We start from the raw sequence: 25,841 nt of genomic DNA on the forward strand, positions 1-25,841 counted from the left end.
AGGGGCCGACTGTCAATGATCGAGCAATCCACGCAGGGGGCCGCGTCGGGAATGGTGGGGAAGCAGGCAGGCTGTCGGCTCCCGTGAGCCCGGCCCATGCCTCCTGGGTTGGGCGGCGCCAAGGCATACTCTGCGTATGCATTCTTACGGGAAATTTCCTTCCCAACCTCGTTGATCTCTGCGATGGGTCGGATCCGCTCCGAGTCTGGGGCGGGGTGAACCCAGATCGCCTGATTTCCGCGAAAAATGCAGTCGGGTTGCGATATTGCGGGGAGGCTGGATATAGTTGCCCGCAGAGCGATGAATATGCAGATCAGTACACCTGGTGCGTCCCGGACCCACTCCATGGAACCAGCATCCCGAACGGTGACCCAGGTTTCACGCCCTGTGCTGCGCACCGTGCTTCATGAGGCCCTGGAGAGCCACCAGGGAGGTGAGGTGGTGGTGAAGTCCGCCAGCGTCTCCGGGCGGATCTTCATCGTCGGGCAGAAGGTGGCCTGGGCGGTCCTGAACGGGCCCGGGGTGCAGAACTTCTCGTCCGTGTTGATCCACCAGCAGCTCGTCACGCGCGACGACGTCGAGCAGGTCATGGCGGAGTGTCGCAAGAGTGGCGGCAACTTCTGCGAGGTGTTGGTGTCGTGGGGGCTGGTACCGCGCGAGACGTTGCGCGACCTGCTGCGCGAGCACATGGCCGGCCACGTCCAGGCGCTGCTGGCGGTGCCGGATGCGCAGGCGCTCTTCGTTCCCCAACCGCGCACCTACTCCAGCCAGCTGACGTTCACGCTGGAGGAGCTGGTGCACCCTGTCGAGCAGCACCCCACCCACCCCCCAGTCGAAAGAGAAGTCATGGCGAACGTGAAGCAGACCCTGGAAGAGACACTGAAGATCGAAGGCGCGTTCGCTGCGTGCCTGGTGGATGCGAAGAGCGGCATGTGTCTGGGTTCCCAGGGCGGCACCGCGGCCTTCAACATCGAGACGGCGGCCGCGGCGAACACCGAGGTGGTGCGCGCCAAGATGAAGGCGATGAGCGTCATCGGCATCAAGGACAAGATCGAGGACATCCTCATCACGCTCGGCGAGCAGTACCACATCATCCGGCCGCTCTCGACGCGTGACGGTCTGTTCTTCTACCTCGCGCTGAACCGCGCCAACGCGAACCTGGCGATGGCGCGCTTCAAGCTGGCGGACATCGAGAAGAGCCTGGCGCTCTGAATCACCACGCGTCGGCGCCCGGCTCCTCCACGAGCGGGCGCCGACCGGGATGCCTACGGCTGCAGCGCGAGGCGGTAGTTCTGTCCGTGCAGGGAGTCCCAGCGGCGGCAGTAGCCGCGGTCCCAGTTCTCGAACCACAGCGTCACGGCGCGGGCGCCCGCGGGCGGGGTGAGTGTCACCGGGACGCCGTAGCGCGAGTAGCCGCTGACCTGCGTGATGCTCTGGCTCCCGGTGACGCCGTTGTCGAAGCGGTAGTGCACCCAGACCTCCCACGTGGGCGCGCCGTTGTAGAGCAGGCGGCACTCGGGCAGCCGGTCGATGTCGTAGTCCACCAGGAAGGGCTGTCCCGCCTTCACGGTGCCCACCGTGTACTCGAGCCAGCCCTCCTGGAACACCCACGTCGGCGTCGGCGCAGTGCCCGCCGCGCGCACGGCGAACTGGAAGTTGGAGCCGAAGTGGGAGTCGTAGTGCTCGCAGCCGGGGCTCGAGACGCGGAACCACAGCGCCAGCGTGCCCTCCGAGGGCAGCGACACCACGGGCGGGGCGCCGGCGGTGGGCTGGCCCGCGACGTCGAAGCTGCCCTCGGGGCCGCCGTTGACGCGGTAGTGGCCGGTGAGGCTCCAGCCCGGCGTGCCATCCGGAAGCGTGAGCCGGCACTGCGGCAGCCGGTTCGTGTCGTACGTCACCTGGACCGCGTCGCCCGCGACCAGCGTGCGGGACTGGGTGAGCGTCCAGTCGGCGTGGAAGGAGATGCCGGGCGCGCCCTGGGCCGCGGCGGCGCTGGCGATGAACAGCAGGGGCAGGGTGAACAGGGTCAGGATGTGTTTCAAGAGTGTGGCTCCTGGGTGAATGGCGGGCCCGGGCCGGCGTGGACGCCGGCGACAGACCCCCTCCATGGGGAGGCGCGCGCATCATGGCCCGTGGGGCCCACGCCCGGGGCGCCTCGTTGTCCCCCGTCATTTCGGGTAGGCTCGCTGGCGAACACCCTGGAGCGAGCACCGAATGACCCTGTTCAGGAGGCCGTCCCCCCCGACGGCGGGTGAGTCGAGCGACGACTCGAGTCGCAGCGCCACCCCCACGGAGACGCCCGCGCAGTCCGACATCCCCAGCCCGGTCCTCAGCTCCCCCCCGCGCGCCCGCGGCCCGTTGGCCGGCGCGTCCCCCGGGCTCGGCGAGCGCAGGCCCGGTGCTTCCATGCGACCCCAGCCGCCTCCCTCGGATGATCCGGAGTTCCCCACCGAGCGGCGCACCGCCCAGCCGGGCCCGGGCGCCGAGCGCCGTCCTCCCCCGCAGGCCGGCGCGCTGCCGTCCGTCATCGTGTCCAACCAGGAGGGCGCCGCCCGCCGTCCTCCCTCCGCCGCCCCGGGCGCCCCGGAGCGCCGTCCCCAGGCCGCGGCCCCGGGCGGTGGTGGTGCCTTCGGGGGCGCCGAGCGCAGGACGGTGCCTCCTCCGGCCTATTCAGGCCCGGAGCGCCGGTCCGCCGTCACCGGCTCGCGTCGCGCGCTCGAGTCGGGCGGCCCCGGGGCTCCGGACCGCTTCTGGCCCACCCAGCCCCGCGACCTGTCCGAGACGGGGCTCACGGCCACGTTCGTCGAGGAGCTGGTGCTCAAGGCGCTGTTCTTCGCCGGCGAGATGCGCGGCATGGACCTGGCCAGCCGGCTGCAATTGCCCACCTCCATCGTCGACGACATCATCGAGGGCCTGCGCCGCCAGAAGTACGTGGACATCCGCGGCGGCGGCGCGTCCGGCGTGGGCAAGTCGACGATGATCTACCAGCTCACGCCCTTCGTGACGGACGTGCTCCGGCAGATCACGGACCGCAATCGCTACAACGGTCCGGCGCCCGTGCCCTTCCAGGAGTACGTGGCGGCGGTGAAGAAGCAGACGGTGCGCGGCAATCGCATCACCCGCGCGCGGATGCAGGACAAGTTCGGCGACCTCATCATCCGCGACTACATCTACGACGGCATCGGTCCGGCGATGAACTCCGGGCGCGCCATCTTCTTCTACGGGCCGCCGGGCAATGGCAAGACAGCCATCTGCCAGGGCATGGTGAACTGCTTCGACGGGGACATCTTCATCCCCCACGCCATCCTCATCGACGACTTCGTGGTGCGCGTCTTCGACAGCAACCTCCACAAGCCCGTGGAGGAGGAGGGGGCCCCCTCGTACGACAGGCGCTGGGTGCGCTGCCGGCGGCCGCTCGTCGTCGTGGGCGGTGAGCTGACGCTGGAGATGCTCGACCTCGTGTACTCGCCGGAGGTGAAGTACTACGAGGCCCCGTTCCAGATGAAGGCCAGCAACGGGATGCTCCTCATCGACGACTTCGGCCGGCAGAAGGTCTCCCCCAAGGACCTGCTCAACCGGTGGATCGTCCCGCTGGAGAGCGACATCGACATGCTCACCCTGCACACCGGCAAGAAGCTGCAGGTGCCCTTCGATGTGTTCGCCGCCTTCTCCACCAACCTGGACCCCAGCGCGCTCGTGGACGACGCCTTCCTGCGCCGCGTCCGCTACAAGCTGGAGGTGCAGCGCCCGGACGAGGAGCAGTTCCATCAGATCTTCGAGGTGATGTGTCGCAAGCGCGGCGTGGCCTACAACGCCAACGCGGTCGACTACCTCATCGAGCAGCACTACCGGCCCACCCAGCGGCCCTTCGCGGCCTGCCAGCCGCGCGACCTGCTGGACCAGGTCATCGACATGTCCCATTACATGGGGCAGGAGCCTCGCCTGGACCCGGCGCTGCTGGACGCCGCCGTGCGCAGCTACTTCGTGCGCTTCGACAAGCCCGCGGAGACCACCGCGGCCTCCGCGGGCTGAAGGCCCTTCAGCGCTCCTTAGGGGGGCGCCGGCGCGAAGGGGCCCCACGGCGAGGGCTCCAACCACCGGCGCACCTCGTCCACGGGGACGTTGGACAGCACGTCGACGATGGACATCCCCTGCACGAACCTCCCGTCGCGCCCCTGCTCGTAGGGCGGGTGGCGGAAGCGCTGCCACAGCACGCGCACGTCCGCGCTCCGGAACAGCCCCACCTGGAGGTACAGCGACGAGCCCAGCCCCGAGTAGTACGTGTGGGCCTTCAGCTGTCGGCAGTACTCCACCAGCCGCGCCGACTTCTCGTCGCCCTGCTTCCGCAGCGTGGAGGCCAGCAGGATGCGCGGCGACAGCCCCAGCGGCGCGTGGAAGAGGGCGGTGCTCGCGAGCAACACCCTCAGGAGCGAGCCGGGGCCCGCCTCCGTCGCGACGCCGTCATAGAAGGGCTCCAGCAGCGGAAGCACCTGGGTGGCGAAATGGGGCCGCCGCCGGTACAGCGTCACCAGCGTGTCCAGGTGCTTGCGCGCCCAGCGCTGACGCGAGTCCACCGCCAGGTCGGCGATGAGTGTGTCGCGATGTGGGTCCTCCAGCGGAATGGACAGCCATTGGAAGCCGGGCTCGGTGGGCGGAGGTGTGGGCACGGTGGCGGGCAGCGCCACGCGCGTCCTGCGCTGCCAGCCACGCCGGAGCCACTGCACGTTGTCGAGCACCAGCAACGTGTCCGCGCGCGCCGTCTGCTCATAGAAGTCCACCCAGGGCAGGTAGTGGGGTTGCTCGGCGACGACGACTCCTGGACTGCCCGGCACGCACGGCCTCTTTTCCGCGGAGGATTGCTGGGGTGGCGCGGCCCCTCACTGCCGGACCGGACGCGGTGGATTGCTCCTGCTGCTAGATTGTAACATTCCAAAGCCGGTCAGGGACCTTCGCCGAGGTGGAAACGAACGGATGAGGTACCTGTGCATCAGCGCGGACCCGCAGCATCCCGTCGCGGAGGAGCTCCGACGTCAGGGGCAGGACGTGCTCATCCGGGGCGAGGCGGCGGAGGCGGACGCGGAGCTGGTGCACGGCCACGTGGACGTGCTCATCGTGGAGGCCGCGTCGCTCGCGCCGGATGCCCGGTGGCTGGATGCGCTGCGTGGGCGCGCCAGGCCCGAGGATCCGCTGGTGCTGGGGCTGGCGGACGAGGCGACGGACGAGGCGCTCGCGCCGCTGTTGTCGGCGGGCGTGGAGGAGTTCCTCGTGGCGCCCTTCCACGCGGTGGAGGTGCGCGCGCGCCGGCTGCTGCTGGAGCGCCGGGCGGCGCGGCGTCGGCAGATGCAGAGCACCCAGGCCGCGGCGCGTGGGGAGATGGAGCGGCTGGCCTCCATCATCCAGACGCAGGCGGACGTGGCGCTGGCGGGGCTGGACCTGTCGGGGGTGATGAGCCTGTTGTGCGAGCGCGCGCGGGTGTTGTGCGGCGCGGACGGGGCGGCGGTGGCGCTGCTGGAGGAGGGCTACGTGGAGTACCGGGTGGCCACCGGCAGCCTGCGGCGGCACATGGGCTTCCGGCTGAAGGTGGAGGGAAGCCTCACCGGCACCAGCCTCTTGCGCGGCGAGGTGATGCGCACCGACGACACCGAGGACGACGTGCGCGTCAACGTGGCGGCCACGCGGCAGGTGGGCGCGCGCTCCATGGTCTGCGTCCCGTTGTGGCGCGAGGCGCGGCCCGTGGGGGCGCTGAACCTGACCTCGCACCTGCCCAACGCGTTCGATGACCGGGACGTGCGCACGCTGGAGCTGATGGCGGGCCTGTTGGGCGCGGCCATGGGGAACGCGGCGGAGGCGGCGGCGAGGCAGGCGTTGATGGAGGAGCGCGCGGCGGCGCTCGCGGCGCTGCAGGAGTCCCAGGCGCTGTTCGCGGCCTTCATGAACCACAGCCCCGCGGTGGCGTACATGAAGGACTCGCAGGGGCGCCGCGTCTGGGTGAACGAACCCTATCGTCGCTTCTTCGGCCTGGCCGATGGCGCGGACGTGGAGGGGATGGACGACGCGCGGCTGATGCCCGCGGCCTCCGCGGAGCACGTGCGGCGCGAGGACCAGGCGGTGCTCGCGTCGGGGGAGCCCAGCGCGACGGAGGGCATGATTCCCGCGCCGGACGGCTCGGAGCGGCACTGGCTCACCTACCGCTTCATCGTGCGCGACCGCTCAGGGCGGAGGCTCCTGGGGGGCGTGTCGCTGGACGTCACGGACCGCAAGGCGATGCAGGCGCAGCTGGTCGTGTCGGACCGGCTGGCCGCGGTGGGCACGCTGGCGGCGGGCGTGGCGCATGAAATCAACAACCCGCTGGCCTTCGTGCTCTCCAACCTGTCGTTCCTCTCCGTGGAGCTGCAGAACGTGACGCGCGAGCTGCCCCCGGGGCGCACGTCCGAGATGGAGGAGGTGCTGCGCGAGGCGGTGGATGGCGCGCACCGGGTGCGGCAGATCGTCCGGGACCTGAGGACCTTCTCGCGCGGGGACGACGAGGTGGCCACCGCCGTCAACCTGCAGGCGGTGCTCGAGTCCGCCATCACCATGGCGCGCGGAGAGCTGAAGATGCGCGCGCAGATCATCCGCGACTTCGGCGACGTGCCTCCGGTGGAGGGCAGCGAGGGGCGCTTCGGGCAGGTGTTCCTCAACCTGCTCATCAACGCCGCGCATGCGATTCCAGAGGGCAAGCCGGAGCACCACGAGGTGCGCGTGGTGCTGCGCGCCTCGGGGGACCGGGTCATCGTGGAGGTGAGCGACACCGGCGTGGGCATGACGCCGGAGGTGCGCGCGCGCATCTTCGACCCGTTCTTCACCACCAAGCCCGTGGGGGAGGGGACGGGCCTGGGCCTGTCCATCTGCCACGGCATCGTCACCGGCTTCGGCGGGGACATCTCCGTGGAGAGCGAGGTGGGGCGGGGCAGCACCTTCCGCGTCTCCCTGCCGGTGGGGCACCGCGCGCGCGCGCTGGGACGTCCCCCTCCGTTGCACCTGGTGGGCTGAAGGCCGCTTCAGTCGCGTCCGTGGCGGAACAGCGGATGGAACACGCGGGGCGCCTTCTTCTTGCGCACGCAGCGGGTGTCCGCGCTCATGTAGCAGGCGGAGAACGCGCGGCGCCTCAGGCCGGGGCGGCCACGGCCGGAGCGGTGCCACAGGTGGTTGTGCACCAGGATGACCTCGCCCGCGAGCGCGGGGAGGGGCACCGCGCGGTGCTCCGCGTCCTCGGCGGCCACCTGGTCCGGCGGGATGACGCCGCCCAGCTCCGTCACCAGTCCTCGCCGGTGACTGCCGGGCACCACCTCCAGGCATCCGCCGTCCTCGGGGGCGTCATCCAGCGCGGTCCACAGCTGGAGCTCCGGCTCCCGGGTGAGTCCCCAGAGCCGACCTCCGTCCTGGTGCCAGGGCAGGTTGCTGCCGCCGGCCTGGCCCTTGTGGAAGAGGATGGCGCGGTACAGGACGATGTCGCCGGGGATGCGCGCGCGGACGATGCGCTCGAACAGCGGATTCTCCAGCCACGCGAGGAAGCGCGCGTCCTTCTCCAGCTTCTCCAGCTTGCGGTAGTCCAGCGAGGGCCCCTGCCAGCCGAGGCCCAGGGGGGCGTCCTCGTAGCGTCCGGTGGTGGCGTCCGGCTGGAAGAACATGCCGGGGTAGACCACGCGGCCGAGCATCAGGTCGTCCGCCCGCTCGCGCAGGGCCACGAGGCCCTCCTCGTCCAGGACCCTGCCCAGCCGGGCATAGCCATGCTCGGCGTAGTGCGCGAGCACCGGGGTGAGGTCGAGCGCCTGCGCGTCGTCACGAAGCATGCGCCCTCATACCTCGGACGCCTGCGGTGGAGGAGTGTGACGACGGGGGCCTGGGGCACGCACGGCTTGCGCGCTCGCCGTCCTCGCACCATGGTGAGGGCGGCATGCCCTACCGTCGCACCACGCGCTTCGTCGTCGCTCCGGATGGAACCCGGGTGGCCTGGCATACGCACCTGGGGGAGCTGCTCGAGGAGTCCTCGGACGAGGCGCTCAAGCCGCGCGCCACCGTGCTCCTGAGCAATGGCATCGGCTCCTCGGAGAACTTCTGGCGCCACGTCGTCGCCAGCCTGGAGCAGGACCACCGGGTGGTGCACTGGAACTACCGGGGCCACGGGGGCAGCGAGGAGTCGCGCGGAGGCGACTACGACTTCTCCGTGCACGTGGGGGACCTGGAGCGCGTCACGGAGGAGGTGATGGCGCTCGGCGACGGACGGCCCCCGCACCAGGTGGCCTACTCCATGGGCGTGCGCGTCCTGTTGGAGCTGTATCGCCGCCGTCCGGACCTGGTGCCGGCGATGACGCTCATCGCGGGGAGCCCGGGCGCGGCGGGCTCGGGGGACGCGGGGCTGGCGGCGAGGACGCTGCTGGGCACGGCGCGCGAGGCCCTCCGTCTGGCGACGCCCGCGGTGCCTCTGGCGACACCCGTGGTGCGCGCGTTCCTGGGCAGCCGGCTGGCGTATCCGTTGGCCCGCGCGGTGGGGGCGCTGAGGCCCCGGGCTCCGCGTGACGACATCGACGAGTTCCTGCGCGCGCTGCGGACGATGAGCCCCCAGGCCTACTGGCACACGCTGCGTGGGTTCGCGGAGGGGCACGCCTGGGACGTGCTGCCCCAGGTGAAGGTGCCCACGCAGATCATCGCCGCGCGTCATGACACCCTCGTCCCGCTGCGGGAGATGGTGCGCATGCGTGACGCGCTGCCACATGCCCACTGGATGCTGGTGGAGGACGCCGGGCACGCGGGATTGTTGGAGGCCGGAACAGAGATCGCCGACGCGGTGCGCGGCTTCCTGGTGGACCACGGGCTGCGGCCGGCGGAGGCCCCCCCTCCTTCTTCGTGACGGGAACGATGCTGGTCCGTTCTCCCGGAGCGTGGAAAGCTCTGGAGCGCAGGGGGGACGTGCCCATGCGACTGCTGCTCGTCGAAGACGAAGTGAAGATGGTGGTGTTGCTCCAGCGGGGGCTGGAGGAGGAAGGCCACAGCCTGGAGGTCTGTACCGGCGGGCGTGAGGCGTTGGAGCGGGGCCGCGAGGAGGGGTTCGACGTCATCGTGCTCGACTGGGCGCTGCCCGAGGTCGACGGTGTCACCTTGCTCAAGCACTGGCGGGGCGCGGGCGTGCGCACGCCGGTGCTGATGCTCACCGCGCGTGGCACCACGCCGGAGAAGGTCACCGGGCTGCGCTCGGGCGCGGACGACTACCTGGTGAAGCCCTTCGATTTCGAGGAGCTGCTGGCCCGGCTGGAGGCGCTGGCCCGGCGTGGGGAGTCCGAGGATGGACCGGTGCGCCTGGGCTCGGTGGTGTTGGATCCACGGCGGCGGGTGCTGGGCCGCTCCGGCCGCGAGGAGCCGCTGACGGCGCGTGAGTTCGCGCTCTTCTCCGCGCTGGCGAAGCACCCGGGAGAGGCGCAGGTGCGCGCGCGGCTGCTGGCGCAGGCGTGGGGGCGGGACTTCGAGGGGCATGGCAACGTGCTCGATGTGTATGTCGGCTATCTGCGCGCGAAGCTCGAGCGGCTCTCGGCGACGGACGTGGCCATCCGCGCAGTGCGGGGCGTGGGGTACAAGCTGACGGTGTCGGAGGCCGTGACACCGTGACGTTGACCCGGCGGCTGTGGCTGCTGGGCGCGCTCGTTCCCGCGTTGGCGATGGTGGTCGCGCTGGGCAGCGCGGCGCGGCTGTTCCGCTACGACCTGGAGCGCTCGTTGGACAGAGCGCTGCTGGCGCAGGCGGCGGTGGAGAGCGCCAGCCTCTTCGACGGGCCCGAGCGCAAGGCCCACCTCCACATGACGGTGTCCCCGTTGCTGGAGCAGGTACGCCCCTTCGCACCGCACGGCTATCTCCATGGTCCGGATGGAGCCCTGGTGGCGCGCTATCCGCCCGGGCTCCAGGTGGAGGAGTCCGAGTCGAGACGGGTTCCGGGTGCGCCCGGTGCGCCGCCCCAACTGGTCACGCGCATCGGAACGGATGGGGTGCGCTGGCGCGAGGTGCAGGTGGATGTCCGCTCTCCGCAGGGCGCGCCGTACGCGCTGCGACTGTCGGCGTCCCTGGGGCAGGTGGATGGCTCGGTGGGGACGTACCACCGGCTGGCGCTCTTCCTCGCGGTGTCGTTGGGGCTGGCCTTGCTGGTGGTGCAGACCTGGCAGGCGCGCAAGCTGGCGCGGAGGCTGGCGGCCATCACCCGGCACCTGCGGCGTCTGCGGGAAGGGGACTTCTCCCATGCCCCGGTGGAGGACCCGGCGCGTGATGAAATCGGACAGCTGCGCGCCGTGCTGGCGGAGGCGACGGAGCGTCTTCGGGGCGCGCGTGAGGCGCAGGAGCGGCTCATCGCGGGCGCGGCCCATGAGCTGCGGACACCCCTGACGCTGATGCGCACGAGCATGGACCTGGCGCTGCGACGGGAGCGGTCGCGTGAGGAGCTGCGGGTGGGGCTGGAAGAGGCGCGGCGCGAGGTGGACCGGCTGGCGGTGCTCGCGGGGAATCTGCTCGACCTCGCGGTGGCGGGGCGGGGGGCGTGGGACCGGAAACAGGGAGACCTGTCGCGGCTCGTCGCGCAGGCGGTGGAGGGGGCGCGCGCGGAAGCCGAGCGACGCGGGTTGCTGATTCGCGCGGAGGTGTCGGCGCCAGCCGAGGCCCTCTTCGACGCGGGGAGCCTGCGGCAGGCGGTGGACAATGTCTTGTCGAACGCGATGAAGTTCTCGCCCGCGGGCGGTGAGATTCAAGTGCGGCTCGTTCGCGAGGCGGAGCGTTATCAAGTCCGGGTCGCGGATGCCGGGCCGGGGATTCCGCTGGCGGAGCACCAGTCCGTGTTCGAGCCATTCCACCGGTTGGCTGGAACGGCGCACACGCCGGGCACTGGACTGGGGCTGTCCATCGTCCGCGAGGTGGCGGAGCAACATGGTGGCCGGGCCTATGTCGCTCCGGAGCCGCGTCGTTTCGGAACCGAGGTGGTCATCGAGCTGCCGAGGGACTCATCGGAGGAGCGGGTCCGCGCGCGCTGAGCCGCGGCGGCGTCAGAGGCAGCGGATGCGACCGGTGGGGCGTCGTCACGGCGACAAGGGGAGCCACTCCGACGCGGGCACGAGTCGACCCGTGCCCGATTCCAGCGCGGCGAGCTGTCCTCCCTGCACCCCCACGCGGCGGTTGACGCCGAAGGTGAGCGGCGGCGAGACGCCTGTATCGAAATCCCGCAGGGATTCGAGCTGGAGCATCAAGCTCGCGCGGGTGACCTCCGCGCCCGTGCGCGTGAGTGCCTCCACGAGCACTCGCGCCGCCGCGTAGGCTCCGAGCTGGAAGGCGGCGTGGCCTTGCTCGAGGCCATGACGCGCCATGAACTCGGAGAAGGCCTCCAGCCTGGGCGCACGCTCACCCAGGCCCACGGGCGAGAGGAACCGGAGCTGCAACGAGGTCGCCCCGACGACCTCCGGCCGCGCGAGGCGGGCTGGCGCCAGCACCAGGACCGACGGGGCTCGAGCCTCCAACCATCGGAGCAGTGGAGCGAGATCCTCGGGTGCTCCCGCATAGAGCACCGCGACGGGGGGCCTCGCTGGCCATTCGCCGGGGAGTCCTCGAGGCAGGACGAGCTCCGTGATGGACGGCAGCGCCCGGCGCGTCATCTCGTCCTTCACGGCGCGGGTCCACTCCGCGCCCACGTCATCTCCCGAGTGTGCCACGACGAGTGAAGCACGCCGCAAACGAGGCTCCTGGCTGTTCGCGAGCCACTGCACCGCGAGCCGCGCCAGCGAGGGCTCATCCGGGTAGAGGAAGAACACGGGGCTGTCCACGTCGGAGGTTCCGCCACGCAAGACCAGCGGCAGCACGAGCGGAGCCCCCTCCCGCGTGAGCCTCGCATCAGAGGCTCGAGGTCCTCGACGCAGGCTTCCCACCAGCGCGAGCACGCCACGCTCCAGGAGGCGCTCCGTGGCATCCGCCTGCAGCGAGGGGACCTGTGCCGCGTCATCCTCCACCACCAGCTCCAGACGCCTGCGGAACACGCCGCCCCGCGCGTTCACGTCGTCGAACACCGCGCGCAGGACCGCGGCGGCCTCCCGACCCGCGGGCCCCAGGCTCCCCGTGAGCGGCAGCGCCGCGCCCACCGTGAGCGTCGTGGGGCTCACTCCCGGGTCGGGGCGTTCACCCAGCTCCCCCAGGTACGCCAGCAGCTCCCGGCGCGAGAGGTCGTCCAGCTCGTAACGAGGCATCGCCACGCTCAGCGTCCGGCCGCTCGCGGAGCGGCCCTCGGTGATGGCGCGCAGCAGCGTGTCGCGCGTGTAGGCCGGCCGCGACCTGTCCTCCAGTTCGCCCACGGCGCGGGGGCGTGAGTGGAAGAGCGCGCCCGGCGTGATGTCGGGCACCTCCACGCCGCCCTCGGCGCTCCCGCGTCCCGCGGGGCCGTGGCATCGCGCGCACGCGGCCACCTCGCCGCCGAGCTCCACGCGCTCGGGCGCGAGCAAGCCCACCAGCGGCATGCCACGCACACTCTGCCCTCGCTGGAACAGCATGCGTCCACGCCGGGCATGCTCAGGATCCTCGGGCGTCGAGGCCGACTTGCAGCCGAACCACACCGAAGCGAGCACCATCAGGAGGACGTGGTGCTGGCGCGCACTCACGGACAGGCCTCCGAGACCGCGCATGGGACTACCTCGGCGCATTCAGGTTCTCGACGGCGTGGACGATGTTCTCCACCTGCGCCATCGCCGGGGATTTCACCCACACGCCCGTGGCCGCGTCTCCGATGAGCAGCGTGGTGTTGTGTGCATCCGGGTCATCCACGTAGCCACCCAGCTTCTTCAGCACGAGCGTGATGTTCTCTCGCGCCCCCGTGAGGAAGTACCAACCGGGCTTCACCCCGAGCTTCTTCGTGAAGGCCCCCAGGCTCTTCGGTGTGTCGTTCGCCGGGTCCACCGAGAGGGTGATCATCGTGATGTCCCGCCCGACGCGCTCACCGAGCCGCTGTTGGACCTGGGTCAGGTGCTTCGTGATGGGCGAGCACGCGCCCTTGCAGGACGTGAAGGCGAAGTTGATGAGCACCTTCCGGCCTCGCACCAGGTCCTCGTAGAAGCGGTGCGTGCGGCCGTCCTGGTCCACCAGCTCCGTGTTCGTGAAGTACTTCGCCGCGGCCTCGTCCTGCGCGCGCGCATCGTCCTGGGGCGCGGCACCGCGCAGCTCGGACGGCCCCGCCGAAGCGGCCTGCACCTCACGAATCGCGGCGAGCAACGCGCTCGGAGCGCCCAGCCCATCCACCCGTGTCCACGTGTCGGAGACTGCATTGCCCACCAGCACGGTGGGACGGTGGGCCTCCTTGTCCGGCACATAGCCCCCCAATGCGACCAGCGCCTGCTTCACCTTCGCGGGGTCTCCCGTGAGGAAGGACCAACCCGGACGAGGCTGGAAGGGCGCCGCGAAGCGCGCGAGGCGCTCGGGCGTGTCGTTGGCCACGTCCAAGGTGATCGAGATGAAGCGCACCGGACTGTCCGGCCCCAGCTCCTTCTGGACGCGCGCGACGGTGGCCGTCATCGGCGAGCAGATGGTCTTGCAGCGCGTGAAGATGAAGTTGATCGCCACCGTGTGGCCACGGACCAGGTCCGACCACAGCTTCACCGGGCGGCCCGTCTGGTCCATCAGCTCCACGTCGGGAACCTCGATGCGCAACGAGGCGGAGTCCCTGGGCGGCGTGGGCACCGCCACGTCCTCGGCCCCGGCGAGGGCGCTCCACAGGGTGAGCAGCACGAACAGCGAGCGCATGGACACAGTCATCGTGCGACCTCGGAGAGGGAAGCGCGCGTCGGAGCCGAAGCCTCGACGACGCCGAAGGTGAAGTGCGGCAGACGACCCAGGTCGATGTTCCGGCTCTCCACGCCGACCACCAGCTTGTACTGGCCCGGAGAGGGCGGGGCGAAGTCCACCTCGAGGTCTCCGTCGTCGGTGAGGCGAGGCTCGGTGCGCCACTGCCACGTCCCGGGCGTCTTGAACATCAACACCCGGACCTCCTCGGGCCCCACCGGACGCGGGTCCATGCCCGGCGTGGGCTCCAGTCGGAAGCGCAAGGGCGTAGAGGTCCCCGCGGTGAAGTGCCGGGCCGGGTCGAACCGCGGCGTGAGCTTCAGGGGGAGCTTCTTCGCGAGCGCCGCGTCCTCGGGCACGCCTCCCACCTTCCACTCCATGCAGACGATGGTGCGTGGATTGTCCAGCAGGAAGGCCACGTCGTAGGTGCCGTTCTCGCGCACCGTGGCGGTGGCCGTGTACGTCCCGGCCTCCACCTCGCGCAGGGAGCGGTCCAGCACCAGCACGGCCCGAGGCTCGCGGCCGTAGTTCAGGTGCGTCCCGCGCGGCGCCATCATGCCCTCCTGGTAGAGGAACAGCGCCCGGTCCGCCGCGCCCGCGACGATGACCCCATTGCCCTCCGGGAGCGCGGCGATGGGGTCGGAGCGTCCCAGTCCACGCGCATCCGCCGGCGCCAACTGCCCCATGGTGACGTTCACCACGGACGGAGTGCTCGCGCCGCCCAGGGTGCTCAGGTCCACCAGCGACACGCGCCCGCTGGTGGTGTTGCGCACGTAGGCGAACGCATCGGTGAAAACGACGGAGTCCGGCGCGGCGAAGCCGTGGAGCGAGTGCGCCACCTGGCTGGTCGCCGCGTCGATGATGTCCACGCTGCCCGCGTCCGGGTGGAGCAGGAAGGCCCAGCGCCCCGTGCGGTCGAGCCTCAGCGCCCCCAGCCCCGGCTTCACCGCGATGCGGCGGGACACCTCACGCCGCCCCACGTCCAACACCAGCACCTCGCTGGTGCGCGGCTGCGCGACGAAGACCGCGCGAGCCACGGCGCTCCACGCGACGTCACCCGCGCCGACGCCCACGCTCACGGTGCCCAGCACCTCGCGGGACGCGACATCCACCGCCGTCAGCGCGTCCGCCTCCGTGCTGGTGAGCCACGCGGTGCGACCCTCGTCGGAGAAGGTCACCTCGTGGCGCCCCGCGCCCACCTCCAGTGCCGCCAGCTCCGTGTGCGCCGTGGTGTCGAGGATGCTCACCGTGCCGTCCCCGTCATTGCTCACCCAGGCCGTGCGGCCGTCGGGCGCCACCACGATGCGCCCGGGGCGCTGACCGACGCGAATCGTGCGCGTCGTGAGGAAGCGCCGCAGGTCCACCACGGACACGCTGTCGCCACTGGTCACCGTCGCGTACAGCGCCGAGCGGTCCTTCAGGAGCGCCCAGTCCGCCACCTCGCCGCCCAGGGACACCAGGCTGTGCAGCTTGGTGCGCTCGAAGGCGAGCTGCGGGTTGATGACCGACACCGTCTGGTCATGGTTCAGCGTGAGGAACCAATAGGCGTTCAGGTCCACCTCCGCCTTCGTGGAGAGCAGTCCCCCCAGATAGGACTTCACGCGCTCCTTGCAGGCCGCGTCGTCCGGAGCCTCGGCGCCCGGGGCGCGAGGCGCCATCCAGCCCAGCACGCGCCGTCCCTGGAGGGACGCGCCGGTCTTCGCGTCCGCGAGCATGAAGCGCGCGGTGCCCTGCAGCGCGGACCCGGCGGCGGCCTCGCGGGGGCGCGCCTTGAGCTCGAGGTCGAAGGACACGCGGACACCCTCGCGCTCCGCGAAGGCAGGGGCCGCGGGCAGCGGAGGAGGTGGGTCTTCGAGAGGTGGCGACGCGTCCGGGCGCAGGGCGCCGTGCACGGTGGCGAGGGCGCCCGCGAACAGCACGCCCGAGACGAGGAGGACGAGGCTCTTGCGCATCATGAGGAGGGTGCTTCGAGACGACGAGAGGACGGGGCGGCGCGGCGCCGACTCGCGCCACGCCGTCCGAGGGTTGCCACACGCGCGCTACTCCACCCGGAGCACGCCCCACAGACCGCCGCCGCTCCACAGGAAGCTGGAGTGGTCGCGGTACAGGTAGTCACCCGAGGACTGGGTGATGCCCCCGGCGCCGTACTCGGGAATCATCGTGTACGACTGCATCACCGACGCGCCGCCCTGCGTGGAGATGATGGGCGACGAGGCGTTGGGCCCCATCACCCGCGACTGGCTGCCCGCGCGCCAGGGGTTGCGGCGCCACTCCGCGCCGTGCACGGAGAGCGCGTGCTGACGCGAGTGTCCTGACGGGTGACCGAAGCGCCAGCGCAGCGGGTCTCCCGGCTTCGCCCGGAACAGCGGCGTGGCCGGGTCCAGGTGCACGCTGGAGGCGAGGATGTGGTGCAGGTCGAAGTCGTTGATGGCCTCGGGGCTCGTCTGCGGCGGCACGCCCAGCCGGGCCCACAGCGGCTCGGTGCGGTAGTTGAACGCCTTCTGCCCGGTGTCCTGCGAGTCGTCGATGCCCGCGGTGTTGCGCAGCGCGGTGCCGCTCTCCAGCCCGTCCGTGTCCCAGAAGGTGGAGTCGTCGCTGTGCAGGCCCAGGTCATCTTGGAGGAGGGCGACCAGCTCGCGGAACGTCTCCTGCGTGCCGTCCGGCAGGGTGTGCGAGACATAGGCCTGGGCCTCGGTGCCCGGGTCCGTCATCCAGTACGCGTTCGTCGGCTCGATGATGAGCGCGCCGATGGCGCCGTGCATGCCGTGGTTCACCACGTCCGCCATGTTGCGCAGGTTGACGATGCCCAGCTCCATCGGTGTGCGGCGTCCCCAGGGGAAGGGAATCCCGAAGGGAGAGCTCTTGAACTCGCCCGCGAACCACCGGTACGTGCGCACCCCGCCGGGCGGCACCGTCTGCACGGCGTTGAGGCCCACGTTGGCGCCGTCATCCACGTTCACGTCGTAGTTGACGAGCTGCGGATGCAGCGACACGTGGTTCGACATCCGCACCTGGTTCACGTTGAAGTAGGGCGTGATGGCGGCGTGGTGCGCCCAGGTGTTCTGCTTCGTCAGCGTGCTCGAGGGCAACCGGTTGGTCAGCACCACCTGGACGCACTCACCCGCGCGGGCGCGGAGGATGAGCGGCTCGGGCTTGCGGCTGCCGTTCTTCAGCGCGGCCAGGTGCGCGTCCTGCGCGAAGATGATGGCGTCCGGGTCGTAGATCTTGTGCGCGTCGTTGTAGACGAGCCGCTTGCCGTACAGCCACGTCTTCGCGTCGATGGCGGACACCCGGTACAGCCGCACCGGCGCACCCACGGGGCACGAGTCCGTCTTGACGGGCTTGATGCCGAACCAGCCGAGCTCCTCGTATTTGAGCACCAGGTCCTTGTCGATGCGCATCATCCCGTCGCGGTCCGCCATGACGTGCTCGACCAGGCGCGGCTTCACCGGCTTGCCCTCCTCGTCCACCTCGTACGAGTCCTGGACCGAGTCGCGCTCCTTCTCCGGGTCCATCACCTCCAGGCCCGCCTCCTCGGGCAGGTCCAGCAGCTCCATGGGCGGATACGCCTGCGCCTGGGGCTCCGCGGCGCCTCGCGTGGTGAAGATGTGCAGCTTCGGGTTCTCGTCCGCCGCCAGCAGCGCCACGTCCGCCAGCGAGCGCAGGCCGCGCTGCCGGTGCTTGTACGTGCGGAGGATGCCCCACAGGCCGTTCCACAGGTCCCCCGTGGACGCGCTCATGTACATGTAGTCCGCGGTCTCGTACGGGCCGATGATCTGCGGCAGGCCTCCGGTCAGGTTGAACTCGAAGTGCTCGGAGATGCCGATGGCCTGCGCGTTGTAGTAGCCGCTGTCCGGGTCGTACATCTCCTTGAGCCACTTGTTGCCGTGCAGCGTGAAGGAGTGCTGTTCCTCCTGCGCGCCCTGGATGAGGCGGATGCGGATGTTGTCGCCCGGGTAGCCCGCCATCACCGGCGTGTACGGGTCGCCGTGGATGTCCGAGCGGAACACGTTCGCCATGTCGCCCCGCGCGCCGAGCCGCTGCACGCGCCCGCCGCAGGAGAGCCGGCTGCTGATGCGCAGGGGGATGGGCTCGTTGTGGTAGTTGATGGTCATCCCGCCGGGGTCCGCCGCGCTGATGGCCTCCGGCATGGGCACCGACTCGAAGTCCACGGCCCACGGCAGCTTCGTCTCCTTGTAGTTGGGCGGGTTCACCGGCTGACCACACTCGTCGTACAGCGGCACGTAGTCCGCGAAGGCGAGCCCGAACTCACGGAAGCTGTCGGCGGGGTTGGCGGCGATGATGTCCGCGCGCCAGCTGGTGGGTCCGCCGTCCGCCACGCGCGAGCCGAAGTAGACGCCCGTGCGCGGGTCCCTCCACTTGGAGCCCTCGGGCTCGACGATGAGCGCGCCGTAGAAGCCGTGCTGCTGATGGGACGACGGGCCGAAGTGGTCGTGCGTGAAGACGGTCTCCAGCGGGTGCTTGCGGCCGGTGTTGCTGGGCAGCGGGTCCGCCCACCAGCGCTGCACGGTGGTCTGCGCGGTGCCCGGCGCGCGAGGGATGCGCGGGTGGGTGGCCGGTGCGCTCAGGTACACGCGCGGCCCGGACTCGCCCACCGTGCCGTCCGCCGCGAACGCGCCGCCCGCGGCGTTGGCCAGGTGGATGCGGTGGGCCACCGTGTCCGAGGACAGCGTGCCGTCCTCGTAGTTCCAGCCGTTGCCGGCGCCGTCCGCCGCCATCACGTCGAACTTCACCAGGTGGATGTGCTGCCCGATGACGTCCGTGGGCGTGTAGATCTGGAAGTCGTCCGGGTTGAGGTGCGCGGGGATGATGTTGGTGGCGTAGAAGTTGATGCACTCGCCGGACGCGGCCCGGAAGAAGAAGGGCTCCGGGGCGCGCTTGCCGTCCTGCGTGGCGGCCACGTCCTCGTTGAGCACCATCAGCCGCGCCTGCGGGTCATGCCACCCGGCGCGGTTCACCCGCTGCATGGCGACCTGGAGATACGTCGCGCGGTAGTTGCGCTTCGTGGTGCGCTCGGGGCACGGGTCCGCGAAGGGTGCGCCGGCCACGGGCTTGCGGCCGTTGATCAGGAACCGCCCGGTGCCTCCCAGCGCGGTGTAGCCGGGGTAGTAGCGCGCCATCTCCGCGAAGGCGGGGTCGGCGTGCAGCGGCGCCACCGCGGGCGCGCTCGTCCCGGCGCTGCTGGGGAACTCGCCCGCGTGGAACGCCATGGCGGCCTTCTCCGTGGGCGTGCCGTCGTGGGGCAGCAGCTTGATGTTGAGTGCGGTGGGGTCCACGTCGAAGCGCCCCGAGTTGCCGTAGGCCACCGGGCCCACCGCGTTGGTGACGATGTGCCGCGGCAGGCCGCCGTCGTACTCCAGGTCCAGCGGCGCCTGCGGCGCGCGTCGGCCCGGCATGCCGGCGATGTAGAAGGGGAAGCCCGGGAACGCGGGCCGCGACATGGGGCCCGAGGGCGTGGTCACCGTCGTGGCGACGTACGTGGGCATGGGCGGCATGGCCCGCTGGGGGATGGGGATGACGGCGGGGTTGGGCGTGCCACCGGAGATCTCCGGGTCCGGCAGGCGGCGGTCCTTGGTGCCGGCCTCGAACACGTCGTGCACGCGCCACAGCGCCCACATGCCCTGCGCGAAGTGCGGGTAGAGGTGGCAGTGGTGGATGGAGTCGCCCGCGGTGAAGTTGCGGTTGCCCGAGCCTCCGAAGTTGATGTCGTAGGTGAAGGCGGAGCCGGGGCCCACCGTCTGCGAGTCCAGGTAGTTGGAGTCCTCCGCGCCGGGCGAGTACTTCCACTGGTGCGCGTGCAGGTGGAAGACGTGCGTCTCCGCGGGGCCCGCGTGGATGTTGCGGATGCGCACCGGGTCGCCCAGGTAGCTGTGGTGCACGTTGGACGGGTCATCCGGGTAGAGCGCGCCCACGGCCTTGCCGCTGGCGTCCTTCTCCACGTTCATCGCCGGATCCCCATTCGCCCAGGATTCGAGGAAGAACTCCTCGTACTCACAGGTGACGCAGTCCTTGGTGGGGCCGATCTTCGCGCGGTTGGCGAGCAGCTCCGCGCCCAGGCCCGCGACGCCGTAGTTGACGCCGAAGCCGTCGCGGACGCTGTGGAAGGTGGGGTTCCACTCCAGCTCGTCGAACGCCTGCACCGCCTTGATCTCATCGTGGTAGATGGCGGTGAGCTCGCGGAAGTGGCCCTGGTCGATGGATGAACGGGTACCCATCACCGTGCTGGAGTAGCCGGTGATGATGGCCTCCAGGTCGCCGTGGCGGATCTTGTGGTTGGCGTCGAGGATGGCCAGGTGCGGGCGCCCGGTGTCGTCCAGCTTCGCGTAGTCGATGAGGGGCGTGCCGTCCGGGTTGAGGCCGGTGGTGACGGACTTGAGCACCGACGCGCTCACCTTGGAGCGGTACCAGACGCTCCCGGGAGGCTCGACGTTGACGGCGCCGAAGAGCCCCTGCGCGGTGGAGCCGCCGTCGCCCTCGCCGCCGAACGAGGCGCCCATGCTGTGGAAGAAGAAGACGCCCTCGTGGTCGGCGTACCAGTGGTAGTCCGTCTGGCCGCCGGAGGGGACCAGGCTGCTGGTGTTCCGGCCCACCCAGGCCCCGTCCGAGTCGATGCTCCAGTACTGCAGGCCCTGGATGTGGAGCGAGGCGTGGCGCGTGGCGGGGGAGTTGTCGCGGTGGTCGTTCTCCGCCTCCAGCTCCTGGCCCCACCAGAACCACCGGCCGCCCACGGCCTTGTTCTGCACCAGGGACTCGACGGGGTCATAGGTGGGCGTCCACACCCACGAGGGCAGCACCTTGCGCAGGAAGGAGAGGGTGGTGGAGCCCTCCGCCTTGCTCACGCCCGGCTGGGACTGGTTCGGGCTCGGGATGGCGGAGCGCGTGGGCGCCAGCCAGTTGAAGAACTTCACGTGGAGGCAGTCCCCCACGTTCGCGCGAAGGGTGAGGGGGCGTGGCCGCTTGCTCGTCTTGAGCCGCGTGTTGCCGGGCCCCAGGGGCTTGCTCGGGCTGATGGGCTCCACGTCCTCCATCAGCGCGTAGATCATCCCCGTGGGGTTGAACGAGCCCAGCCGGTTGTACGTGTACACCTGGTCCAGCGCGACGACGTCCGCGTGGACCGTGCGCGCGCAGCGGGGGGCGGCGACCTTCTGGGGGGAAGGGTCCACCTGCCGCGTCTGCGCCTCCGCCATGGGCTGGTTCCCCGGCGCCGCGGCGACCGTGGACGCGGCGTCCTTGTCGGGCTGGCAGGACAGGGTGAGGAAGGTGGTCGCCGCCAGGAGGAGCCGCTGTCGCGCGCGCCCCTCCGGACCTCGGGGCGGAGGTGTTCCACCCGGGTGATGTCGTTTCTCGCTCGAAGACACACTTCCCCCAGTATCGGCCCCCTTCGGGGCGATTCTCTGATTAAGCCGCCAGGCGTGAGACTTCTGTTTCTGAGAGACTTCTCACAAACCCAGACGTTGTCTGTGTCTGGGATGTCTCACTATGGGTGCTTGCCGCCGGAAGTAAACACAGCGTGTAAACACCCGGACTCGCGACACTCCTCGGACGTTCCGTGAGGTTGTCTGAGAAGTTTCAAAGGAACAGGGAGTGCGGGGTTGTCTCGGGCGTACAGGTAATTGTTTGAATTGCCTGAATTTTCCTGGGGTGAAACCCACCCAGTGGGTGGCAATTTGCTACGCCGATGTTGGAATTTTGCCAGCTCGAAGGAGGGGCGACGGTTGTAGGCTGCAGGCCCCCCCGCAGGTCACACCTACTTCGGAGTCTCTCCTTCATGTCTTTCCGCCAATTGCTGGCGCCGCTCACGGCGCTACTCCTGGTCGTCACCGCTTGCGGCGATGATGATCCCCCCAGTCCTGTCTGTGGCAACGGTGTCGTCGAGCGCGGCGAAGCCTGTGACGACGGAAACACCACCAACGGCGATGGGTGTGAGAGCTCATGTCAGCCGACCCCGAGGCCGGATGCCGGTCCGGGCGGAGGCGACGGCGGCCCGGGCGAGCCCGATGCGGGTCCGGGTGAGACCGACGGTGGCCACGTCGAGCCCGACGCGGGCCCCGGTGAGACCGACGGTGGCCATGTCGAGCCCGACGCGGGCCCTGGTGAGACGGACGGTGGCCAGGTCGAGCCCGACGCGGGCCCCGGTGAGACGGATGGCGGCTCGGGGATTCCCGACGCGGGTCCGGGCGAGACGGATGGCGGCTCCGGTACGCCCGACGCGGGCCCCGGTGAGACGGACGGTGGCTCGGGGACTCCCGACGCCGGTCCGGGTGAGACGGACGGCGGCTCGGGGACTCCCGACGCGGGTCCGGGTGAGACGGACGGCGGCTCGGGGACTCCCGACGCCGGCCCGGGTGAGCCCGATGCGGGTCCGGGGGGGGGCACCGTCGTGATGTGCCCCGCGGCGAACCTGCCTCCTCCGACGACGGGGAGCTGCACGGTGACGTCGGGTAGCGCGGCGAAGCTGTTCACGGGCATCGTGCTCGCGCCCGACAAGGTCTATCACGGGGGCCAGGTGCTCGTGGACTCCGCGGGTGTCATCCAGTGCGTGAGCTGTGATTGCTCGCAGGCGGCGGGCGCGGCCTCGGCCACGCAGGTGACGTGCCCCCAGGCGGTGGTGTCGCCGGGTCTCATCAACGCGCACGACCACATCACCTTCCAGAAGGCGCCCTTCGCCCGGACGGATGAGAAGTACGAGCACCGTCACGACTGGCGCCAGGGCAACAACCAGCACACGCGTCTGCCCGCGGGCAACACGGTGGGCGCGGACGGCATCCGCTGGGCGGAGCTGCGCCAGGTCATCGCGGGCACCACGTCCATCGCCGGCTCCGGCGGCGCCAAGGGCCTGCTGCGCAACCTGGACGCGCCGAACACGTCCGACACGGGCACCAACCAGGAAGGCCTGGGCGCGGGCTCGGGCGCGGAGTATCAGACGTTCCCCCTGGGTGACTCGGATGGTCGCGAGCGCGCGAGCGGCTGTGATTACGAGCGCGTCGACTCTCCGTCGGTCATCCCGGCCGCCTCGGCCTACCTGCCGCACATCGCCGAGGGCATCGAGACGAGCGCGCGCAACGAGTTCCTCTGCCTCTCCGGTCAGCAGTCCGGTGGCCAGAACATCCTGAGCTCCCGCACCGCGCTGGTCCACGGCATCGGCCTGAGCGCCAGCGACATCCGGATGATGGCCACCTCGAGCACCAGCCTGGTCTGGTCGCCGCGCTCCAACATCGGCCTGTATGGCGATACCGCGGCCATCCCGCTCTACAAGTACCTGGGCGTCAACATGACGCTGGGCACCGACTGGCTGCAGTCCGGCTCCATGAACATCCTGCGCGAGCTGCGCTGCGCGGACGACCTGGACACCGATTACTTCAATGACTCGCTCAGCGACGCGGAGACGTGGGCGCTGGTGACGGGCAACGCGGCGCATGCCTTCCAGGCGACGAACACCGGCGCGCTGGTGCCGGGCAAGGTGGCGGACGTGGCCATCTTCCGGCTCAACGGCCACCAGGCCTCTCCGCACCGCGCCGTCATCCGGGCGGAGCCCGCGGACGTGGTGCTGACGATGCGCGGCGGCAAGGCGCTCTACGGCGAGACCTCCGTCATCTCCGCCCTGAGCGGGGCGGGCTGCGACACGCTGGATGTCTGCGGCGTCGAGCGCTCGGTGTGCCTCCAGACCGAAATCAGCATGTCGCTGTCCACGCTGCAGTCGCGCAACTCCGGCGCCTACCCGCTGTTCGCGTGTGGCGTGCCGACGGATGAGCCGACGTGCGAGCCGTCCCGCACCTCCACCAACGCGCGCTGGCCGGCCTCCGTGTCGGGCTCCACCGTGTACTCCGGTGGCCTGTCGGGCGCGGACGTCGATGGCGACGGCATCCCCGACGAGGTGGACAACTGCCCCGGCGTGTTCAACCCGGTGCGCCCGATGGACCAGGGCGTGCAGCCCGACGTCGACGGCGACGGCGTGGGTGACGCGTGCGACGTGTGCCCGTTCGCGCCCGGCACCACCGAGTGCACCCGCCCCGACCCGAACGACACCGACGGTGACGGCGTCCCGAACGCCTCGGACAACTGCCCCAACACCCACAACCCGGACCAGGCGGACTCGGATGGCGACGGCAAGGGCGACGCGTGCGACCTCTGCCCGACGCCCAACCCGGGTGACGCGGCCTGCTCGCTGTCCATCTACACGGTGAAGCAGCCGGGGCCCGGTGGAACGTCTCCGTGGCTGGGCCAGCGCGTGTTCGTCTCCAACGCCACCGTCACCGGCGTGGGCGCGACGGGCTTCTTCGTGCAGGTCAACCCGTTGGATCAGGGCTACCAGGGGCCGGACTACTCCGGCGCCTTCGTCTTCACCCGCACGGCGCCGCCGAGCACCGTGATGGCCGGCTCGCGTGTGAACGTCGACGCGACGGTGGCCAACTACTTCGGTCAGCTCCAGCTCGCCTCACCCTCCGTGGAGGTGGTCTCCCAGGGCAGCACGCTGCCTCCTCCGCAGGTGGTGACGCCCGCCGAGGTGGCCACGGGGGGCTCGCGCGCCACGCCGCTGGAGGGGGTGCTGGTGCGCGTGTCGCAGGTGCAGGTGACCCATACCGCGCCCGCCCCGGGTGGCGGCGACTCCGCGCCCACCGGTGAGTTCGAGGTGGACGGCGCGCTGCGCATCAACGACTACCTGTTCTCGTTCCCGCTGCCGGCGCTGGGAGACCGCTACTTCTCCATCACCGGCGTGCTGGAGCTGCGCAACGACCACTCGAAGATCGAGCCGCGCTCCGCCGCGGACCTCGTGCCCGCGAGCGCGGGCGAGGTGTCGCTGGCGTCGCTGGCGCCCACGGGCGTCTTCGTGCGCTCGGGCGTCAACGGCCCCACGTTCCCGGAGCCGCTGACGGTGACGCTCACCGGACCGGTGACGGTGGACACGGTGGTGACGGTGGTGTCGTCCAGCCCCGCCGTCTCCGTGGTGGGGGGCCAGGTGGTGATCCCCGCGGGCGAGCGCTCCGCGGTGGTGCTCCTGAACACCGACTCCGCGTTGGACCCGGGCGCGAAGAAGGCCACCCTCACGGCCACGCTGGGCACGGTGTCCCGCGACGCCACGGTGACGGTGCTGGCGGTGGACCAGCCGGCGGCGCTGGAGCAGCTGTCTCCCGAGCTCGTCGTGGTGACGGGCGGCGGGACGGCCACGCTCACGGTGACGCTGGATGTGCCTCCGTCGGTGGACACGGTGGTGAGCCTGTCCGTGCAGCCGGCCAGCCTGGGCGCGGTGCCGGCCCAGGTGGTGGTGCGCGCCGACACGCTGTCCGCGAAGTTCGACTTCACGGCGGCCAACGTCAGCGGCGAGGGCCAGGTGGTGGCGAGCCTGGGCGGCGACTCGGTGTCCGCGCAGCTGCGCGTCACGGAGCAGCCCGCGGGCGCCAACCACGTGGTCATCAGCGAGGCGGCGCCGGCGGGCCCGGGCGGCGCGAACGACGAGTTCGTCGAGCTGTTCAACCCGACGACGAGCCCGGTGGACCTGTCCGGCTGGAAGCTCCAGTACAAGAGCGCGACGGGCACCACGTACCTGTCGTTCACGCTGCCCGCGGGGTCGGTCATCCAGCCCCGGGGCTTCTTCCTGGTGACGCATCCGGACTACGCCGGCTCCGTCGCGGGTGACGCGAACTGGGGTCCGGCGTTCTCCATGTCCGCCAGCCGCACCGGCGGTGGCAACCTGCGCCTGGGTGGGCCGGCGTTGACGACCACCAACATGAACGACCCGGCCAAGGTGGACGCCTTCGCCTATGGAACGGGCAATGCCCCCGAGGGCACCGCCTTCCCGACGGTCCCCGCGGAGGCCGGCTCCTTCGAGCGCAAGGCGACCGTCTCCTCGACGGCGGCCACCATGGAGGGCGGCTCGGACGCGGCTGCGGGCAACGGGTATGACTCCGACGACAACGCGTCCGACTTCATCCTCCGGACGCAGCGCCAGCCGCAGAACAGCGCCAGTCCCACGGAGTAGTTGACTCAGGGCCTTC

General features: G+C 70.7%; 14 protein-coding genes. 7 read left to right on the top strand and 7 right to left on the bottom strand.

Going from position 1 to position 25,841, the window contains the following annotated elements; translation table 11 throughout:
• Positions 1-387 precede the first annotated feature (387 nt).
• Positions 388-1,212: a hypothetical protein gene (locus K8625_RS16270; RefSeq protein ID WP_223748727.1), complete on the top strand. Its 825-nt coding sequence runs from the start codon at positions 388-390 to the stop codon at positions 1,210-1,212.
• Between the two features lie 53 nt (positions 1,213-1,265).
• Here the strand turns inward: K8625_RS16270 and K8625_RS16275 are convergent, their stop codons facing one another.
• Complete coding sequence (locus K8625_RS16275) at positions 1,266-2,042, bottom strand: DUF6209 family protein (RefSeq protein ID WP_223783221.1); 777 nt, start codon at positions 2,040-2,042, stop codon at positions 1,266-1,268.
• Positions 2,043-2,214: 172 nt separating this feature from the next.
• Between K8625_RS16275 and K8625_RS16280 the strand changes: the two genes are divergently transcribed.
• Entirely contained in the window at positions 2,215-4,032 is a 1,818-nt protein-coding gene (locus tag K8625_RS16280; protein WP_223783222.1) for an ATPase, read from the top strand.
• Positions 4,033-4,049: 17 nt separating this feature from the next.
• On the opposite strand, the gene K8625_RS16285 is transcribed toward K8625_RS16280, so the two are convergent.
• Positions 4,050-4,832: a WbqC family protein gene (locus K8625_RS16285; RefSeq protein ID WP_223748724.1), complete on the bottom strand. Its 783-nt coding sequence runs from the start codon at positions 4,830-4,832 to the stop codon at positions 4,050-4,052.
• Positions 4,833-4,971: 139 nt separating this feature from the next.
• Here K8625_RS16285 and K8625_RS16290 point away from each other — a divergent pair, with 139 nt between their 5' ends.
• On the top strand, positions 4,972-7,032 hold the full coding sequence (locus K8625_RS16290) for an ATP-binding protein (protein ID WP_223783223.1): 2,061 nt from the start codon (positions 4,972-4,974) through the stop codon (positions 7,030-7,032).
• Positions 7,033-7,040: 8 nt separating this feature from the next.
• On the opposite strand, the gene K8625_RS16295 is transcribed toward K8625_RS16290, so the two are convergent.
• Positions 7,041-7,832, bottom strand: coding sequence for a phytanoyl-CoA dioxygenase family protein (locus tag K8625_RS16295; RefSeq protein ID WP_223748722.1), 792 nt, complete (start codon positions 7,830-7,832; stop codon positions 7,041-7,043).
• Positions 7,833-7,936: 104 nt separating this feature from the next.
• Between K8625_RS16295 and K8625_RS16300 the strand changes: the two genes are divergently transcribed.
• The 3 genes from K8625_RS16300 to K8625_RS16310 all read left to right on the top strand — a co-directional run bounded on the left by K8625_RS16300 (position 7,937) and on the right by K8625_RS16310 (position 11,045).
• The gene (locus tag K8625_RS16300) at positions 7,937-8,890 is read left to right on the top strand and encodes an alpha/beta fold hydrolase (protein ID WP_223748721.1); all 954 of its coding nucleotides are present in this window, start codon (positions 7,937-7,939) and stop codon (positions 8,888-8,890) included.
• 65 nt (positions 8,891-8,955) lie between these two features.
• Entirely contained in the window at positions 8,956-9,642 is a 687-nt protein-coding gene (locus K8625_RS16305; protein ID WP_223748720.1) for a response regulator transcription factor, read from the top strand.
• Complete coding sequence (locus K8625_RS16310; protein ID WP_223783224.1) at positions 9,639-11,045, top strand: HAMP domain-containing sensor histidine kinase; 1,407 nt, start codon at positions 9,639-9,641, stop codon at positions 11,043-11,045. The genes K8625_RS16305 and K8625_RS16310 overlap by 4 nt, the downstream gene beginning before the upstream one ends.
• Before the next feature lie 45 nt (positions 11,046-11,090).
• Here the strand turns inward: K8625_RS16310 and K8625_RS16315 are convergent, their stop codons facing one another.
• The 4 genes from K8625_RS16315 to K8625_RS16330 all read right to left on the bottom strand — a co-directional run bounded on the left by K8625_RS16315 (position 11,091) and on the right by K8625_RS16330 (position 21,206).
• Complete coding sequence (locus tag K8625_RS16315; protein ID WP_223783225.1) at positions 11,091-12,677, bottom strand: ABC transporter substrate-binding protein; 1,587 nt, start codon at positions 12,675-12,677, stop codon at positions 11,091-11,093.
• A 4-nt stretch (positions 12,678-12,681) separates the two neighbouring features.
• Positions 12,682-13,788, bottom strand: coding sequence for an SCO family protein (locus K8625_RS16320; RefSeq protein ID WP_223748717.1), 1,107 nt, complete (start codon positions 13,786-13,788; stop codon positions 12,682-12,684).
• Between the two features lie 8 nt (positions 13,789-13,796).
• The gene (locus K8625_RS16325) at positions 13,797-15,782 is read right to left on the bottom strand and encodes a hypothetical protein (protein WP_223783226.1); all 1,986 of its coding nucleotides are present in this window, start codon (positions 15,780-15,782) and stop codon (positions 13,797-13,799) included.
• 84 nt (positions 15,783-15,866) lie between these two features.
• On the bottom strand, positions 15,867-21,206 hold the full coding sequence (locus K8625_RS16330; protein ID WP_223783227.1) for a copper oxidase: 5,340 nt from the start codon (positions 21,204-21,206) through the stop codon (positions 15,867-15,869).
• Between the two features lie 410 nt (positions 21,207-21,616).
• Between K8625_RS16330 and K8625_RS16335 the strand changes: the two genes are divergently transcribed.
• Positions 21,617-25,825, top strand: a complete 4,209-nt coding sequence (locus K8625_RS16335; RefSeq protein ID WP_223783228.1) for a lamin tail domain-containing protein — start codon at positions 21,617-21,619, stop codon at positions 25,823-25,825.
• Positions 25,826-25,841 lie beyond the last annotated feature (16 nt).

The organism is Myxococcus sp. AS-1-15, assembly GCF_020037055.1.
Lineage (GTDB): Bacteria > Myxococcota > Myxococcia > Myxococcales > Myxococcaceae > Myxococcus > Myxococcus fulvus.